The sequence below is a fragment of the Ruegeria sp. BHSB064 genome (assembly GCF_059613205.1).
In genome coordinates this window covers 15,358-32,406 of the sequence record NZ_JBXWSB010000003.1, presented here as the reverse complement: position 1 = coordinate 32,406, position 17,049 = coordinate 15,358, and the positions used below count along the sequence as shown (strand labels likewise).

Genomic DNA, 17,049 nt, shown 5'->3' with positions numbered 1-17,049 from the left:
ACCACATGTTTCTGGAATTGATCGGCACTATCTTTGCGGGCTTCGCGTTTGCGGGCGTCGTGCTTGTGCTGAACAAGCTGACCGGTGGGCGCTTGCCGAAATGGACCACTCCGGTTGCGGCAGGTCTGGGCATGATCGGCATGACCATTGCCAGCGAGTATTCGTGGTATGACCGCACTGTTGATACTCTTCCGGAAGGTATGGAAATTGTTCTAGAAGTTGAAAACAAGTCCTACTACCGGCCGTGGACTTTTCTTGTACCATTTGTCGAACGCTTCACTGCAATCAACAAAGGGTCTGTGCTAACCAACGAGAACGTTCCAGGACAACGATTGGTCTACGTCTATTATTATGGTCGCTGGGCACCGGTTTCGGAAGTGCCCGTCGCCGTAAACTGTGTCGAGAATAGCCGCGCCAATTTGGCGGACGGAGTCGAATTCGCTGATGACGGGCGTTTGATTAACGCGGACTGGATTTCAGCCGAGGCCAACGATCCAATTATCGAGACCACCTGCGGGGTCTGATCATGCTCACCAAATTGAGCCTGAGGCTCAGGATTTTTCTGTTTTTCTGCCTGCTGGCACTCGGAGGGATTGCGATCAGCGCAGTTGCCCTTTGGATCACCTATGCCCGAGCGGATGATCCCGGGCTTTTGAGCGACTTCATCTTTGCAGAAATCCTGATCGCGTTTGGTTTGCTGGCTTTGATTGCTGGCGTATGGCTGTTGTTCGACGACAATGTTGCCAAGCCGATCGAACGCCTCTCGGCTCAATTGCGGGCACGCGCACATGCAGGGGTCAGCACGGATCTGGACATGCAAGCGGCGCGTTATCTCGGCGATCTGGCCCCGGCAGCAGCGGGACTGGCGGAACAGGTGGCGTCAAATGCGATGCGAACTGCCGAAGCCGTAGCCTCGGAAACCGCCCATCTGGCGGCTGAGAAACAACGCCTTACCGCCCTGTTGACCGAGATTCCTGTCGCGATGTTGCTGGCCAGCCCAAAACACCAGATCGTGCTTTATGACGGTCAGGCCGCCGAGGTATTGGCCCAGATCGCACATCCCCGCCTGAATGCTTCGCTTTTTGAATACATTGAGACCACGGGCCTCACGGACGCCTATGCCAAACTGTGCAAAACCGGCAAGGACGTTTATTGCACCCTGTCCAGTGTTGATGGTCGTCAGACCTATTCCGCGCGGATGAAACCTCTTGGGGACGCGCCCGGCTATATGTTGGTCTTCGAAGACAGCGCTGCCCAAATATCACCTGATGAGGCGCGGCCGCTGGTTTATGATTTTGAACTTCTCGACACACCCGGGGACGACGCGTTCGAGAATCGTACCTTGTCTGACCTGTGTTTCGTGGTCTTCGATACGGAAACAACCGGGCTGCTACCGCACAAAGATGAAATCGTTCAGATCGGCGCAGTACGCGTACTGAATGGCAAGATCGTTCAGGGCGAGCACCTGGACATGTTGGTCAATCCGGGCATTCCGATTCCACCTGCTTCGACCAAGGTACATAAAGTCAGTGACCGTATGGTTCAGGGCGCCCCGGACATCACTGAGGCCGGGCGCGTGTTTCACCAGTTCGCCCGCGATGCCGTGATCGTGGCGCATAACGCACCTTTTGACATGGCGTTCCTACGTCGTCACGCTCAGCGCATGGAAGTCGAGTGGGATCATCCGATCCTAGACACTGTTCTACTGTCTGCCGTGCTGTTTGGTGCCAGCGACACGCACACGCTGGACGCGCTCTGCGAACGGCTGGAAATCACCATTCCGGAAGCCCTGCGTCACACGGCGCTTGGCGATGCGGTTGCTACGGCTGAGGCCCTGATCAAGATGCTGCCGATCCTACAGGCGCGCGGCATGACAACCTTTGGCGAAGTCATAATGGAAACCCGAAAACACGGTCGTCTTCTGGAAGACTTGAACTGACGGCTTAAATTGCAATCAGCAATCAGCTTTTCATGGACAATCCGAGCCACGCGTGGCACCTGATGCGCGGCCAAGGAAGACGCGCGCAATGACGGAAAAGACTTTCATACCGACCCCGGATCAAAGCCCCGCCTTTCGCGAGGCATTGGGATGCTTCGGCACCGGTGTCACCGTGATCACCACGCAAACCGAAGGTGGACCGCACGCGATCACCGTGAATTCTTTTGCCTCGGTCTCATTGGACCCGCCGCTGGTGTTGTGGTGTCTGGCCAAGGAATCGTTCCGTTTCGACGCTTTCAGCAGCTGCGAACACTATTCGATTCATGTGATGGCACAGGATCAACAAGAGCAGGCGCTGCGATTTGCGCGTGACGGTACGGACTTCTCACACGCAGACTGGACCGAGGACGAGACCGGTCGACCGCAGCTGGCGCAGTGCCTGGCGCGGTTTGACTGCCGTCTGCACGCGCGGCACGACGCTGGCGATCATTTGATTATTGTCGGCCAAGTGGAAAAGGTGATGTACCGCACCGGCAAGGGTTTGATCTTTAAACGCGGCCAATTCGGCGGGTTTGTCGACCTGATCTAGTCGTCCAACGACCCGTGCACGGCCAGCGCCTCAAGCTGGGCATCCTGGGGCGTAATGACACGATAGCTTTCGTGCACACCAGATTCGCTCAACTCACGGGCCACGGTCAGCAGCGTATTGGCAGCATGGTCTTGACACAGGTCAGACATGTGATCGACTTCGGATTGTGCGACGCCCATTGCCGCCTCGACTGAAGGCGCGCCGTAGAATTGCACGAAATGTTCGGCCAGATTGCGCGTGATCTGATCTTTCTCTGCCGGTTCGATCTGCGTCACGGCGACAAATGTCACACGCCCAAAGGTTTCCAGACCTAACCAGCCATTTGCGAAAGCCTGCCGTGCCTTGCCCTCTAGATCGGCGTCGCTCCAGTTCGAAAACTCGAACCCGCCAGACACACACCATTCGCCAGTTCGCGCCGGAGAATGAAACACATTCATATCGCTTTCGTCGAAATGGATTGCGCGGGCCAGTTTCATCATCCGTTCTCCAAAACCTCGGTAAGGGGACGTAGGCGCGTATCCGACCCATCCCGGATCAGCATTCCAAACCGCTCGTCAGTGCCCAGAAAAACTCCGCCATCGTCAAGTGGATCACCGACACCGCGCAGCAAGCCCATCCATTCGGCATGCAGTGGTGCGTTGCCGTCTTCCTGCCAGCGGTTCAGCCAAGTCAACGTATGACGCGACCAGCTTTCCACCAACTGCGTGGCGGAAACATCTGCACAGCCCTCTTCATAAAGCGCGGTGACATCCGGTGTTGCGCCCGGTGCTTCGCCGGTTTGCAAAAGCGCCAATTCCCATCCAACAATCAGCCAGTCAGGCTCCTGATCGGGCGTTGTGCTCGACGCCGCAACTCGAAACATCCCGCATTTCGCACCGTTCACACAAATCAATCCATCCCAGCCCAGATGCACAGCAACCTCTGGCGGGGCCAGAGCGCCCAGCGCATTCTGAAATCCCACAGCACACAACGGCAGCATCGCCATTGCGTCCTTCAGCGGCACTTCAGGCGCAAAGACGATGGCAACACGCAGGCGGTCGGCCTGAATGTTGTAGACGACGGTTCCTGCATCACACCCTAACGCGGCCATAGCCTGCGCGCGGTCGAACGGGTCTTCCCCACCCTGAACCGGGTGCCCCGTCAACAAAGGGGGAAAGACCGGCAGGGTCATGCGAAACCGTTCGAGATCAGGTCGCGTGCGATCTTGCGGAACGACTCGGCCTGTGGGCTGTCAGGTTTGCTGACCACGATGGGTGCACCACCGTCGGCGGCCACGCGGATGTCCAGATGCAGCGGGATTTCACCCAGCAGCGGCACTCCAAGCGATTCAGCCTCGGATGCAACACCGCCATGACCAAACACATGCTCTTCATGCCCACAGTTGGAACAAATATGGGTCGACATGTTTTCGATCATGCCCACGATCGGGGTTTTGAGTTGATTGAACATATCGATGCCCTTGCGGGCGTCGATCAGAGCCACGTCCTGCGGGGTCGAAACCACGATGGCCCCATCCACCTGAAACTTCTGGCTCAGCGTCAACTGCACATCGCCGGTGCCGGGCGGAAGGTCGACGATCAGAACGTCCAGAGCGCCCCACTGCACCTGCCCCATCATCTGTTGCAGCGCGCCCATCAACATCGGACCCCGCCAAACAACGGCCTGACCTTCGTTAGTCATAAGCCCCATGGACATCATGGTCACGCCATGATTGCGCAAGGGCAGGATGGTCTTGCCATCAGGGCTGGCCGGGCGACCGGACACACCCAGCATCCGGGGCTGCGATGGTCCGTAGACATCCGCGTCCAGCAAACCCACGCGCCGTCCTTCAGCCGCCAGCGCACAGGCAAGGTTTGCCGAGACAGTGGACTTACCAACGCCGCCCTTGCCCGAAGCAACAGCAATGATCCGGTCTACGCCGGGGACGGCCTGCGGCCCGGTTTGCGACGGTTTGGGTTTCGGTTTCAGATCCGGCGGCGCTTTGTCGGAATGCGCGGTCATCATGGCCGAAACATTGGCCACACCGTCAACCATTTGCGCGGCTTTCTCTGCCGTCGCGCGCACAGGCTCCATCTTTTCAGCGTGCTTCGGGTCGATCTCAAGCACAAAGCGCACTGTGTCGCCTTCAACGTTCAGCGCACGCACGATGCCTGCGCTGACAATATCCTGCCCCGAAACCGGGTCGGTGATCTTTTTCAGGTTCGCCAGAACCGCGTCACGAACACTCATGCCTTGTTTCCTTCGATGTGCCCTGCTGACAGGGGCGTGCGCATCACCATTGTCTGGTCGCCGCTCATTGCATGTGTCTCCGTCTCTTTCAGTTTATTTGACGCACCGCGCCCCGCCCCGTTAGGCTGAGCCATGCGCTTTGCCCTCTTGTGCCTGAGCCTGACGTTCTCTGCCACCCCCTCCTTGTCTCAGGAGGCGATTGGCCTTGCGGCCCCGGCCGAGGTGAAAGACTCGGGTCTGTTGCAACATATTCTTCCTCGCTTCTCTCTCAAGACCGGGATACGCGTTATTGCGGACGATGCGGGTGTTATGGTGCTTAATTCCGCGCCGCCGGGTGATCGCGTCTTTGCCCGTGACGGCGTGGTGTATCACCTGAGCATTGAAGACGAAAAGCGTCAGGCCCGGTTTCGCGACTGGCTGCTCTCGGATATCGGCAAACGCACTGTCGAGAGTTTTGCGCCCTCTCAGGGAGGCGCCTTTACCGTCAGCTTCGATCTGAAAGTCACTCAGGCAGACGAGGCCGTCGATGGCGACACCTTGCTTGGCGAAGAACTGTCGATGACGCATTGCGGACGGTGTCACGTGATCGGGCCAAAGAACCGAATGAACGGGCTGGGTTCGACCCCTTCCTTTGCCGTCTTGCGCGCCATGCCGGATTGGTCGGAACGGTTTGAGGCGTTTTTTGCGCTCAACCCCCACCCCTCGTTTACACAGATTGACGGTCTGACGCCGCCTTTTGACCCCGAACGCCCCTCTCCGATCTATCCTGTAGAAATGACCCTGGGCGATCTCGACGCAATCCTTGCGTTTGTCTCGCGGATGAAAGCCGCAGATTTGGGCGCTCCGCTGCAGCTTCAATGATCCTTTCTGTCTGAGTAATAGTCGTCGGTCGTGACAACCCGAGGCTTGGGCTTTGACTGGAACGGGTTATCCTGCTGTTGGAACTGCACTTTCACCCGGCAATTGTCACACATCTGGATCATCCGCGCCTGATCCGAGCTGGCAAACATCGGATGCGTGCCGGAAAGCTTCTCCATGATACGCTCGACCGTAGATTTCACCCCAAACAATGCGCCGCATTCGACACAAGCAAAGGGTTCTTCTTCGTTGAGCACCTGCTGGGACAGGGCCGCATCGCTCAGGTCAAGCTGTGGGACCAGAGTGATCGCATCCTCAGGGCAGATCGTCTTGCACATCCCACATTGTAGGCAGGCATCTTGCTGGAAGTTGAGTTGCGGTTTGTCCGGGTTGTCGATCAAAGCCCCCGACGGGCAGAGCGACACACAACTGAGGCACAGGGTACAACTGTCCGTGTTGACCGCCACCGCCCCGTAAGGCGCGTTTTCGGGCAGAGGCAATGGAGCCTCGGCCTGCGGATTTAGCGCCTGCGCTGCCAAGCGTGTGATCTGTCGACGGTTGCCCAGCGGAAGAACAGGATCGGCCAGTGGCAGCGGGACGTCCTGACCATAAAGCAGATCAGACATGGCGTCCGGATCAGCCTCATCAATCAGACCAATTCCACCGGGCCCGGCAATGGCTTGTGCCAACGCAATCTCACGGTCCAGTGCGTCCCGCTCTGTCGTCGGTGCAAGCAACACATCAACACGGGCAAATCCATGCGCCAAAGCAGCCAACATCTCGGCGTGGCCAAAACCTGATATTACATTTAGTTCCAGTGGGATAACGCCCGAAGGTAATCCACGCCCAAAACGCGCTGCCAGCCGGATCATCTCGGCCCCATGCGCATCATGGACAAGCAACCGGGGCGCGGCCCCACCCGCACGGCGATAGGTGCGCGCCAGGATGTGCATCCGGGACAGCAGCGCCGACACGGTCGGGTCCTCGTAGGTGATCGCAGTCGAAGGGCACAACGCGGCGCATGCACCACAACCAGCACACACCATCGGGTCAATGCTCACATGATCACCCGCCGGGTTTATTGCACCGGTTGGGCAGACATCCAGACAGTTTGAACAGCCCACCTGCTCCGCCCGCGAATGGGCGCAGAGGGTTTCTTCCAGCCGCACGTACAAGGGTTTTTCGAATGTTCCAACAAGCTGTGCGGCCTCAAAAGCCAAACGTTCTACCGCCACCGCGTCTTTTGGATCGGCTCGCAGGTACCCTTCGCGCTTGGCAGGGGCCTGAACAAACGGCGTGCCCCCCGAAAGGTCCAGAACGATGTCACAAGTGGATTGCGCCCCATCCTTCGGGTCAGTCCAGGTAAAAGCGCCTCGCCCACCTGGTTCAACCTGCTGCAATGCATCCAGCCGAAGTGAAAAACCGCCCAGCGCTCCGGATACTGATTTCACCTGCCCGCGTATCACGTCAAACGCGCGCGAGATTGGCTCTGCCTGATCTGTCGCCAGAACAGTCACGGCCAAGGTTCCGGCCAGCCTTTCTGCCAGATCAAAACTCACCGCGCCGGGGCCAATGATGAAACAGGTCCCTTCGCTTATGACATCAACGCTGGGCGTCACGGGTTGCGGTAACAGCGCCTCAGCGGCCAACGCAGCCATTTTGGGCGTCGCATCTGCGCCCTGCTCAGACCAGCCTGCACGGTCGCGCAGGTCAAAGAAGCCGGGCATTTCAATATTCAGATCTTCTGCCAGAGACTGGAACACCTCTTGTTCCTGCAGGCAGGCGATTATGGTTTCTCCCTCCTGCATCAGCTCGACGGCGGATTGCAGTTGGGTTGTGCAAAGCGCCGTGTGTATCTTGGAACAGCTGACACCACAGGCGCTTTCGATCCTGTCGGGATCCAAATTCTGAGTTCCAGCGCAGTCGCATAGCAGTATTTTGGTTCCCATTATTCCTCCCGCAGGACGCTCTCCTGATCCCATGAAGCTTAGGCTGTACGCAGGGCACGGCAACTTCAACCCCCTGTCGCGAACCGTTTGCCAGCCAGCATTCGGACCTAAAATCAAAGGAAACAAAAGTGTTTTTGGCCTCAATCACGCAGTTGCGACCCAAACCTACGACCAAAGTCTTAGGGCGCAGGCTTGGCACAAACACAAATTGTGTACCATAGTGTTCATGTAAAGGCAGGGGAGAGCCTTTCGGGGAGGAGCCAGTGGCCAAGGCCGCAAGCCAGATCGAAATGCCGGTTGGCGTCATCGTACGCAAAACGCCCGGGGTCACGCGTTGGGCCCGATGGAACTGGCGTGCAGTCGCTGTATTGCCCGGCGCCGGCCCTGCTGATTGGCAGGAATTGCGTCGTGAGGGCGACGCGGTGGAATACCACGCGGCCACCCTGCCCTTAACCCTTTGGGCGGATGAGACCGAGGCCTACATGGTGAACCTGTCCGACGGTCAACCCTCTCTCTATTTGGTGTTGCGCGACGAATTGCAGGGCGACGTGCCGCTGAACGCGGTTCTCATTACGGCCTCACCGTTCGAAGGGCAGGACTATGCCGATACCGGCGAGGAAATAGTCGAGAAAATCCCCATGACCGAAGGCTTGATTGCCTGGGTGCGGGATTTCACCCTTCAGCATCATAAGGACGAGGTGTTCATCAAGCGTCGGCGGGACAAGAAGCGTACCGATCTGGTTGAAGACGGCAAAGGCGACCCACGGATCAGGCAAGCCTCGGATGTGTACCGCGCGCCGCGGAGGGTTGTGCAATGACGCAGGCCCGCGACTTCTGGTCCCGACGCAAGGCAGCCGTTCAGGCTGAAGCCGAGGCAGAGGTCATCGCGGCTGAAGAACAGGCCATCGCGGCACAGCATGCGGAACTTGAGGAAAAAAGCGACGCTGAGCTGTTGGCAGAATTTGATCTTCCGGACCCCGAAACGTTGCAGCCGGGAGATGATGTATCGGGTTTCATGGCCAAAGCTGTGCCCGACCGTCTGCGCCGCCGTGCCTTGCGGCGTTTGTGGCGGCTGAACCCTGTTCTGGCCAACGTCGACGGACTGGTCGACTATGGCGAGGACTACACAGACGCGGCCTGTGTGATCGAAAACCTCCAGACAGCGTATCAGGTTGGCAAGGGTATGCTGGCCCATGTCGAAGCGCTGGCGGCGGCTGAAGAGCCCCCTGAGTACGAGTTCGCCCTTGAAGATGAGCCTACCCCTGATCCGGCGATAGATGCGCCTGCCCCGAATGACACTCCCCCTGCCCAAGACGTGTTGGTGGCTGAGACAGAATCAGTAACTGAGATTGAGGACGAAATTGAAATGCCTCCGGCCCCGCGCCGCATGAGATTTGAATTCGAAGGATAGCGAATGACCGCAAGTAACGCGCAAAACATGGAAATCTCAGCCGAGGATCGGCTGCGCGCGGATTTTTACAATTTTCTGGGCTTGCTTCTGGCTGGCCCGCCAGATCAGCTGCTTCTGGACCAGATGGCTGGCCTGAGCGGAGATGACACTGATCTGGGCCAGGCCATTCAGGCTATGGCACGTGTCGCCAAAGTCACCAAACCCGCCGCCGCAGAACGTGAGTTTAACGCGTTGTTCATCGGACTGGGGCGTGGTGAACTGCTGCCCTACGGAAGCTTCTACCTGACCGGGTTCCTGAACGAAAAACCTTTGGCGCAGTTGCGTAATGACATGGCTGTACGCGGGATCACCCGTGCGCAGAACGTATTTGAACCCGAAGACAACATTGCCTCGCTGATGGAGATGATGGCGGGCATGATCGTTGGCCGTTTCGGATCGCCGGCGACGTTAGAAGACCAGAAAACGTTCTGGAACAAACATATCGGCCCCTGGGCCGCACATTTCTACTCGGATTTGGAAGCCGCCGAAGCGTCGGTTCTCTATGCGTCGGTCGGTACTGCCGGTCGTGTGTTCATGGAGATCGAGCGCGAGGCGTTCCGAATGACGGCGGCCTAGCCCGCCATTCACCGGTGCCGTCACTGGCATCAAACCGCAATTGGGACAGGAGGAGCCCATGAGCAAGAAAAAGGAAGAAGGCGCAACCCGCCGCGACTTCCTCAAACTGGCCGGAACCGCAGCGCCTGCTGCCGTCGCCGCCGCCAGCCTGAGCGGTCAAGCCGAAGCAGCCGAGCTGCCGACGGACGAGACCCGGATGCAGGACACCGCGCACACCCGCGCATACCTCGACAGCGCCCGGTTCTAACCCGGACGACGTCACCCCCGACTGACGGTTGCGATTGGCCCTGACGTCGGACGTAGCAGTACCAAGCCAGCCGTGGCTGACACGGCGCGCAAGGGAGGAAAACAATGCTTAGGAAAAAGACCAACGGGGTTGCGAGACGCCCCCAGCGGACAAGTATCCTGTCCCAGGTCGGCGAAAAAACCGTCGATCGCCGCGCGTTTCTGCGTGGCTCGGGCCTGACGATCGGCGGCCTTGCCGCGATCAGCGCCACGGGTGGAACCGTGACGCCAGCCAGCGCCCAAACAGCGGCAAACACCGCCGTTGAGAATATCAAATCCGTATGCACCCACTGTTCGGTCGGTTGTACCGTCGTTGCCGAAGTGCAAAACGGTGTCTGGGTCGGGCAGGAACCCGGCTGGGACAGCCCGTTCAACCTGGGTGCACACTGCGCCAAGGGGGCTTCGGTCCGCGAGCATGCCCATGGCGAGCGTCGCCTCAAGTATCCAATGAAAAAGGAAGGCGGCGAGTGGAAGCGCATCAGCTGGGAACAGGCGATCAACGAGATCGGCGACGGCATGATGAACATCCGTCAGGAATCCGGGCCGGACAGCGTGTACTGGCTGGGCTCGGCCAAGCACAATAACGAACAGGCCTATCTGTTCCGCAAGTTCGCCGCCTACTGGGGCACGAACAACGTGGACCATCAGGCCCGTATCTGCCACTCGACTACGGTTGCGGGTGTTGCGAATACATGGGGCTACGGCGCCATGACCAATTCGTATAACGACATCCATAACTCTCGGGCCATCTTCATCATCGGCGGCAACCCGGCCGAGGCGCACCCCGTCTCGCTGCTGCATGTTCTGCGCGCGAAAGAGCAGAACAATGCCCCGCTGATCGTCTGCGACCCGCGCTTTACGCGCACCGCAGCGCATGCGGATGAATATGTCCGGTTCCGCCCCGGCACAGACGTTGCGCTGATCTGGGGTATCCTGTGGCACATCTTTGACAACGGTTGGGAGGACAAAGAGTTCATCCGCACCCGTGTCTGGGGTATGGATCAAATCCGTACCGAAGTTGCCAACTGGAACCCGGAGGAGACCGAGCGTGTGACCGGTGTGCCCGGCTCGCAACTCAAGCGCGTTGCCCGTACCATGGTCAACAACCGCCCCGGCACCGTGATCTGGTGTATGGGTGGTACGCAGCACACCAACGGCAACAACAACACCCGCGCCTACTGCGTGCTTCAGCTTGCTCTGGGCAACATGGGCACGTCGGGCGGTGGCACCAACATCTTCCGTGGTCATGACAACGTGCAAGGCGCGACGGACCTTGGTGTTCTGTCCCACACCCTGCCCGGCTATTACGGCCTGTCGAAGGGTGCATGGGGTCACTGGGCCCGTGTCTGGGGTGAAGATCCTGAATGGCTGGCAGGCCAGTTCGCCACAATCAAGGACAAGGAGGGCAAGGATAAACCGCTGCAGAATGAGCGCGGCATCCCGGTCTCTCGCTGGATCGATGGTGTTCTGGAAGATCCGGCCAACATGGATCAGGACAACAACGTCCGCGCCATGGTTCTGTGGGGCCACGCGCCCAACTCGCAGACCCGGATGACGGAAATGAAGACGGCGATGGAGAAGCTGGACATGCTGGTCGTGATCGACCCGTATCCAACCGTCTCGGCCGTTTTGCATGACCGCACCGATGGCGTCTACCTGTTGCCCGCCTGTACGCAGTTCGAAACCCGTGGCTCGGTCACGGCCTCGAACCGGTCGCTGCAATGGCGCGACAAGGTGGTTGATCCGCTGTTCGAAAGTCTGCCGGACGAGGTCATCATGGCCAAGTTCGCCAACAAATTCGGCTGGGCGGATCGGTTGTTCCGCAATATCGAGATGGACGATCCGGAAACCCCCAATGTTGAAAGCATTACACGTGAGTTCAACGCGGGTCTCTGGACCATCGGATATACCGGTCAATCTCCGGAACGTCTGAAAAGCCATATGGCAAACCAGCACACGTTCGACAGAACCACGCTGCAAGCCATTGGTGGACCAAACGACGGCGAATATTACGGCCTGCCCTGGCCCTGCTGGGGAACACCGGAGATGGGTCATACAGGTACTCCAAACCTCTATGACATGTCCAAACCGGTGGCCGAAGGTGGCCTGACCTTCCGCGCGCGTTTTGGCGTGGAACGCGATGGCGACAACCTGCTGGCCGAAGGGGTCTATAGCGTTGGATCGGAAATTCAGGATGGATACCCTGAATTCACGATGCAGATGCTGATGGATCTTGGCTGGGACGGAGATCTGACGGCTGAGGAACGTGCAGCCATTGACGCCGTTGCAGGGCCAGAGACCAACTGGAAAACCGACCTGTCAGGCGGTATCCAGCGGGTTGCGATCAAGCATGGCTGTGCGCCCTTCGGGAACGCCAAAGCCCGCGCGGTTGTCTGGACCTTCCCGGATCCGATCCCACTGCATCGCGAGCCGCTCTATACCAACCGGCGCGATCTGGTAGAGGACTATCCGACCTACGAGGACCGGCATGCCTATCGCCTGCCCACCCTTTATGCTTCGATCCAGAAGAACGACTTTTCAAAGGATTACCCGATAATCCTCACGTCTGGTCGTCTGGTCGAATATGAAGGCGGCGGCGATGAGACACGGTCCAACCCGTGGCTGGCCGAGCTTCAACAGGACATGTTCGTCGAGATCAATCCGCGCGATGCCAACAACCTTGGTATTCGTGACGGATCACAGGTCTGGGTCGAAGGTCCTGAAGGTGGCAAGGTCAAGGTGATGGCGATGCTGACCAACAGGGTCGGTGCCGGCGTGGCCTTCATGCCGTTCCACTTTGGTGGCCATTTCCAGGGTGAAGACCTGAGGGAGAAATACCCGAAAGGTGCCGATCCCTATGTGCTGGGTGAAAGTACCAACACCGCCCAGACCTATGGCTATGATTCCGTGACCCAGATGCAGGAGACCAAAGCGACTCTCTGCAAAATCTGGTCAGCGTAAGGGAGGAGAAGAGAAAAATGGCAGCAAGAGCAAAGTTTCTCTGCGACGCCGAACGCTGCATCGAGTGCAATGCCTGCGTCACCGCGTGTAAGAACGAACACGAGGTGCCGTGGGGCGTGAACCGCCGCAGGGTGGTGACGATCAATGACGGTGACCCGGGTGAACGCTCGATCTCGGTGGCCTGTATGCATTGCTCGGATGCGCCCTGCATGGCGGTGTGCCCGGTCGACTGCTTCTATCAGAACGAAGAAGGGGTTGTCCTGCACTCCAAGGACCTGTGCATTGGCTGCGGTTATTGCTTCTACGCGTGCCCGTTTGGCGCACCGCAATACCCGCAGGCGGGCAACTTCGGATCGCGCGGCAAGATGGACAAATGTACCTTCTGCGCCGGTGGTCCCGAAGAAACGCACTCGACCGCAGAGTTCGCCAAATATGGTCGCAACCGGATCGCCGAGGGCAAACTGCCCATCTGCGCCGAAATGTGCTCCACCAAAGCCCTGCTCGCCGGTGACGGCGACGTGGTCTCGGCCATCTACCGCGAACGCGTCGTCGCGCGCGGGTTTGGCTCGGGCGCCTGGGGTTGGGGCACCGCCTACGACCAGAAAGACGGCTAAGGCCGCTTTTCCATGAACCAAACAGGCGACCCGCATCCGTGGGTCGCCTGATCAGGGATTTTGACCGAGGTTCAGATGTTCCGCTTACTCATCGCATTGCTGTTTACACTTGGGCTGGCACAGGCCACCGTTGCGCAAACCAACGAGGCTGAGGCACCCACCGCCACAAACGAGCGCGCCTCAACAGGTGGCGCGACAACGCTTGAGGACATCCTCGCACGACAGCGTGGAGAGAAAGTGGATAACGCCTATCGCTCGGAAAACACCGGCCAGGGCAATGTCGAAGGTCTGCTGGGTCAGTTTGGGCCCAGCGGCGTATCGTCGGACAGCGACGTGTATCGCGCGCTGCGCTTTGGGTCGGCGGATGTGACCGTATCCTCGCGTGGGCCCGCTGACAGTGTTCTTATTCAGGACGGAGGCATGTGGTGGTGGGAATTCCGCACCGGTCCGCTGCGCGAATATGGAAGCTATATCCTGATTGGAATGGCTGGCGTCATTTTGCTGTTCTTCCTGCTGCGCGGGAAAATCCGCATCGACGGAGAAAAAACCGGACGCACCGTCCTGCGTTTCAACGGGTTCGAACGCTTTGGCCATTGGTTGTTCGCCGGATCTTTCATCGTTCTCGCCATTACCGGATTGCTGACGCTCTATGGCCGCGACTTCCTGATCCCGATCTTTGGCAAGGAAGGTTTCGCGACCATCGCGCAAGGCTGCAAATGGCTGCACAACAATCTGGCATGGGCCTTCATCTTGGGGCTGATCATTATCACCGTGAACTGGATTGCCCATAACATCCCCAACCGCACCGACCTGAAATGGCTGGCTGCCGGAGGCGGATTGTTCAGCAAAAACAGCCACCCGCCCGCCAAGAAATTCAACGCTGGACAAAAGATCATCTTCTGGGCCTGCATATTGCTGGGCGTCTCGATCAGCCTGTCCGGCCTGTCGCTTCTGTTTCCGTTTGAATTGCCGATGTTCGCCAAAACCTTCTCGGTTGCCAATTCCACCGGCATTCCACAGGCGCTTGGTCTGAACCTGCCCGTGCAAATGTCCCCTCAGGAAGAGATGCAATATGCCCAAGTCTGGCACGTGATGGTCGCCTACGTCTTCATCGCCATTATCATCGCGCATATCTACCTCGGATCCGTCGGGATGGAGGGCGCGTTTGACGCCATGGGCACTGGCGAGGTTGAAGAACAATGGGCGCGCGAACACCACTCGTTGTGGCTGGAAGAGGTGCAGGAAAAAGAGGCTGGCAAGGCAGCGGCCTCACCCGCCGAATAGATGCGCTGGCTGATCCTTGCCCTTGCGGTGATCCCCCTGCCCGCTTGGTCAGAGTTCTTCACGCTCAAAGGCCATGGCGGACCAATCATGGGGATCGCAACGGCCCCCGATGGTCGGATCGCAACAGCCAGTTTCGATAATTCTGTCGGGCTATGGTCGGACCAGACACCCGAATGGCTGGAAGGCCACGAAGCCGCCGTGAACGCGGTCGTCTTCAACGGTACAGCCATCTATTCCGCCGGAGATGACTTCACCCTGCGCCGTTGGCCGGGCGGAGAGATCGTCGGCCAGCACAAAGGCAAAATCGTCTCTGTGGCCGCGTCCAAAACGCATGTGGCAACGGCCAGTTGGGATGGCACCATCGGTATTTGGCCGATCGACGGCACCGCCTCCGCCCTGTTCGGCCCCACGGGCAGCGGCGTGAATGCGGTCACTTTTTCACCGGATGGGTCACAGCTTTTTTCTGCTGGCGTCGATGGGTCCTTACGCGTGTGGGATGTCGCAACCGGCGAAGAAACGGACCGGCTGGTTGAACACGGCTTTGGCATCAACGAATTGATCTTCAATGCGCAGGACAACTGGATCGCATATGGCGCGGTGGACGGGGTGACACGCATCCTCGATCTGACAACCGGTGAGGAACGCGATTTCACTCTGGACCGCCGCCCGATCCTGGCCCTTGCGCTCAGCCCGGACCGAAGTCTTTTGGCCGTCGGCGACGGTGAAGGCTATATCATGATGATCAACACAACCGAATGGCGCATCACACAGGATTTTCGCGCCACCCTGCGCGGACCGGTCTGGGCGCTGTCATTCTCGGATGATGGTCACAATATCCACGCCGGAGGCATAGATGCAGCCATGTACAGCTGGCCCGTGGGTGCCCTGTCAGATCAACAACAAATGGCGTCGATCGAGCCCAGTTTTCTCAAAGATCCCGACGAAATGGAGAACGGAGAACGTCAGTTCGCCCGCAAATGCTCGATCTGCCATAGCCTGACACCCGACAGCGAACGCCGAGCTGGGCCGACGCTGCACGGTATCTTTGGGCGACCTGCCGGATCGCTGCCTGGATATTTGTACTCGGATACGCTGCAAGACTCTGATATTGTTTGGAATGAACAAACGATAAATGCCCTTTTCGATGAGGGGCCGGATCATTACATTCCGGGGTCGAAGATGCCGATGCAGCGGATTACAGAACGGCAGGACCGGGACGACCTGATCGCCTTCCTGCGCCGCGTAACGGACGACCAGAACTGAACCGGAGGAGACTATGAAAGCCTTTTTTGCCGCGGTCGCCGCGATGGTCGTGATTACAGTCGCAGCCCCTTCCACTCTGGATCGGTTCGGGTTCAGTGCCGCAGATACCACGTCTGGCCCCGCAGTACGCCTCGACTGAATGTCTCAATACCTGACCACCCGTGAACTGGCCGATCTGCTGCGCATTGGCGAGCGGAAAGCATATGACCTTGCCTCTTCGGGCGAGGTGCCCTGCGTGCGCGCCATGGGCAAGCTGCTGTTCCCAAGAACTGAGATCATCGCCTGGCTCAATGCGTCACGGTCTGGGCCCCAAGTGGCGGAACCACCCCTGCCCCCAATTGTTGCAGGCAGCCATGATCCTTTGCTGGACTGGGCATTGCGCGAAAGCGGATCGGGGTTAGCAACCTATTATGACGGCTCTTTTGATGGATTGGCGCGTCTGAGCGACCGCAGCGCGCAAGCGGCTGTGCTGCATATCCACGAAGACGTTGGGTTCAACACCAATTCCCTGCACGATGCTTTGGGCGAAGCCCCGGTCGTTCTATGTGAAATCGCCCGACGGGAACGGGGACTACTTCTTGCTCCGGGCATATCGGACATCAAATCGTTCCAAGACCTCAGATCCAGACGTGTCATCCTGCGTCAGGACAGTGCAGCCAGCCAGCGCCTGTTTGACACTCAACTTGAGGCACATGGGCTCAATCGCGACGACCTGGACATTTTCCCCGGTTGCGCCCGCACCGAAGAAGAACTGGCCATCGCTCTGCACGATCAAAAGGCCGAGGCTGGCTTTGGCCTTGGGGCCTTGGCCGGGCTTTACAACCTTGGGTTTGCGCCCACCCATTCCGAGCGGCTGGATCTGGCTATCTGGCGCAGATCGTTTTTCGATCCACCGATACAAAAACTGATGACGCTGCTGCGCTCGGATCATTTCACACAACGGGCCCGCGAGTTCGGCGGATATGACCTGTCGGGCCTCGGTACGATTCACCACAATGGAGCCAGCGGCTGATCCTCCGCCCACCGCTTCATCTTTTCAAAAATACTCGCCC

The 17,049-nt window shown here is 58.7% G+C and carries 19 protein-coding genes; 14 read left to right on the top strand and 5 right to left on the bottom strand.

What is annotated here, in order from left to right:
- Positions 1-5 precede the first annotated feature (5 nt).
- The 3 genes from AC2FNU_RS01240 (at position 6) to AC2FNU_RS01230 (ending at position 2,528) form a co-directional block, all read left to right on the top strand.
- Positions 6-524, top strand: coding sequence for a hypothetical protein (locus tag AC2FNU_RS01240; RefSeq protein WP_496784343.1), 519 nt, complete (start codon positions 6-8; stop codon positions 522-524).
- Between the two features lie 2 nt (positions 525-526).
- Positions 527-1,939, top strand: coding sequence for a 3'-5' exonuclease (locus AC2FNU_RS01235; RefSeq protein WP_496784342.1), 1,413 nt, complete (start codon positions 527-529; stop codon positions 1,937-1,939).
- Between the two features lie 88 nt (positions 1,940-2,027).
- On the top strand, positions 2,028-2,528 hold the full coding sequence (locus AC2FNU_RS01230; protein WP_496784341.1) for a flavin reductase family protein: 501 nt from the start codon (positions 2,028-2,030) through the stop codon (positions 2,526-2,528).
- Here the strand turns inward: AC2FNU_RS01230 and AC2FNU_RS01225 are convergent.
- From AC2FNU_RS01225 to AC2FNU_RS01210, 4 genes are read right to left on the bottom strand one after another with little or no spacing between them, the layout of a single operon-like run.
- A complete protein-coding gene (locus tag AC2FNU_RS01225; RefSeq protein ID WP_496784340.1) occupies positions 2,525-3,004 on the bottom strand; it encodes a DUF6505 family protein in 480 nt (159 codons plus the stop codon). The two genes, AC2FNU_RS01230 and AC2FNU_RS01225, sit on opposite strands and share 4 nt — an antisense overlap.
- Positions 3,004-3,699, bottom strand: coding sequence for a biotin/lipoate--protein ligase family protein (locus tag AC2FNU_RS01220; RefSeq protein ID WP_496784339.1), 696 nt, complete (start codon positions 3,697-3,699; stop codon positions 3,004-3,006). The genes AC2FNU_RS01225 and AC2FNU_RS01220 overlap by 1 nt, the downstream gene beginning before the upstream one ends.
- Positions 3,696-4,757, bottom strand: coding sequence for an Mrp/NBP35 family ATP-binding protein (locus tag AC2FNU_RS01215; RefSeq protein WP_171089523.1), 1,062 nt, complete (start codon positions 4,755-4,757; stop codon positions 3,696-3,698). Before AC2FNU_RS01215 ends, AC2FNU_RS01220 begins: the two co-directional genes overlap by 4 nt.
- Positions 4,754-4,891 carry a hypothetical protein gene (locus AC2FNU_RS01210; RefSeq protein WP_171182819.1) on the bottom strand — a complete coding sequence of 46 codons (138 nt, stop codon included), beginning with the start codon at positions 4,889-4,891 and terminating at the stop codon, positions 4,754-4,756. The genes AC2FNU_RS01215 and AC2FNU_RS01210 overlap by 4 nt, the downstream gene beginning before the upstream one ends.
- Between AC2FNU_RS01210 and AC2FNU_RS01205 the strand changes: the two genes are divergently transcribed.
- Positions 4,890-5,618 carry a hypothetical protein gene (locus AC2FNU_RS01205; RefSeq protein WP_496784338.1) on the top strand — a complete coding sequence of 243 codons (729 nt, stop codon included), beginning with the start codon at positions 4,890-4,892 and terminating at the stop codon, positions 5,616-5,618. The genes AC2FNU_RS01210 and AC2FNU_RS01205 overlap by 2 nt on opposite strands.
- On the opposite strand, the gene AC2FNU_RS01200 is transcribed toward AC2FNU_RS01205, so the two are convergent.
- A complete protein-coding gene (locus tag AC2FNU_RS01200; RefSeq protein ID WP_496784337.1) occupies positions 5,612-7,564 on the bottom strand; it encodes a 4Fe-4S binding protein in 1,953 nt (650 codons plus the stop codon). The two genes, AC2FNU_RS01205 and AC2FNU_RS01200, sit on opposite strands and share 7 nt — an antisense overlap.
- Positions 7,565-7,827: 263 nt before the next feature.
- Between AC2FNU_RS01200 and AC2FNU_RS01195 the strand changes: the two genes are divergently transcribed.
- The 10 genes from AC2FNU_RS01195 (at position 7,828) to AC2FNU_RS01150 (ending at position 17,009) form a co-directional block, all read left to right on the top strand.
- Entirely contained in the window at positions 7,828-8,382 is a 555-nt protein-coding gene (locus AC2FNU_RS01195) for a DUF3305 domain-containing protein (protein WP_496784336.1), read from the top strand.
- A complete protein-coding gene (locus AC2FNU_RS01190; protein ID WP_496784335.1) occupies positions 8,379-8,975 on the top strand; it encodes a DUF3306 domain-containing protein in 597 nt (198 codons plus the stop codon). Before AC2FNU_RS01195 ends, AC2FNU_RS01190 begins: the two co-directional genes overlap by 4 nt.
- 3 nt (positions 8,976-8,978) lie before the next feature.
- Complete coding sequence (locus AC2FNU_RS01185) at positions 8,979-9,590, top strand: TorD/DmsD family molecular chaperone (protein WP_496784334.1); 612 nt, start codon at positions 8,979-8,981, stop codon at positions 9,588-9,590.
- A gap of 58 nt (positions 9,591-9,648) precedes the next feature.
- A complete protein-coding gene (locus tag AC2FNU_RS01180; protein ID WP_496784333.1) occupies positions 9,649-9,837 on the top strand; it encodes a ubiquinol-cytochrome c reductase iron-sulfur subunit N-terminal domain-containing protein in 189 nt (62 codons plus the stop codon).
- A gap of 104 nt (positions 9,838-9,941) precedes the next feature.
- Positions 9,942-12,836 carry a formate dehydrogenase subunit alpha gene (locus AC2FNU_RS01175; protein ID WP_496784332.1) on the top strand — a complete coding sequence of 965 codons (2,895 nt, stop codon included), beginning with the start codon at positions 9,942-9,944 and terminating at the stop codon, positions 12,834-12,836.
- Between the two features lie 17 nt (positions 12,837-12,853).
- Positions 12,854-13,450, top strand: a complete 597-nt coding sequence (gene fdh3B, locus AC2FNU_RS01170) for a formate dehydrogenase FDH3 subunit beta (protein WP_039530246.1) — start codon at positions 12,854-12,856, stop codon at positions 13,448-13,450.
- A gap of 75 nt (positions 13,451-13,525) precedes the next feature.
- Complete coding sequence (locus AC2FNU_RS01165) at positions 13,526-14,734, top strand: formate dehydrogenase subunit gamma (protein WP_496784331.1); 1,209 nt, start codon at positions 13,526-13,528, stop codon at positions 14,732-14,734.
- Positions 14,735-15,997 (top strand): c-type cytochrome, encoded by a 1,263-nt coding sequence (locus tag AC2FNU_RS01160; RefSeq protein ID WP_496784330.1) that lies wholly within the window; start codon positions 14,735-14,737, stop codon positions 15,995-15,997. It begins immediately after the preceding gene.
- Positions 15,998-16,010: 13 nt separating this feature from the next.
- Complete coding sequence (locus AC2FNU_RS01155) at positions 16,011-16,136, top strand: hypothetical protein (RefSeq protein WP_256367925.1); 126 nt, start codon at positions 16,011-16,013, stop codon at positions 16,134-16,136.
- Positions 16,137-17,009, top strand: a complete 873-nt coding sequence (locus AC2FNU_RS01150) for a substrate-binding domain-containing protein (protein ID WP_496784329.1) — start codon at positions 16,137-16,139, stop codon at positions 17,007-17,009.
- The last annotated feature ends 40 nt before the right edge of the window (positions 17,010-17,049 follow it).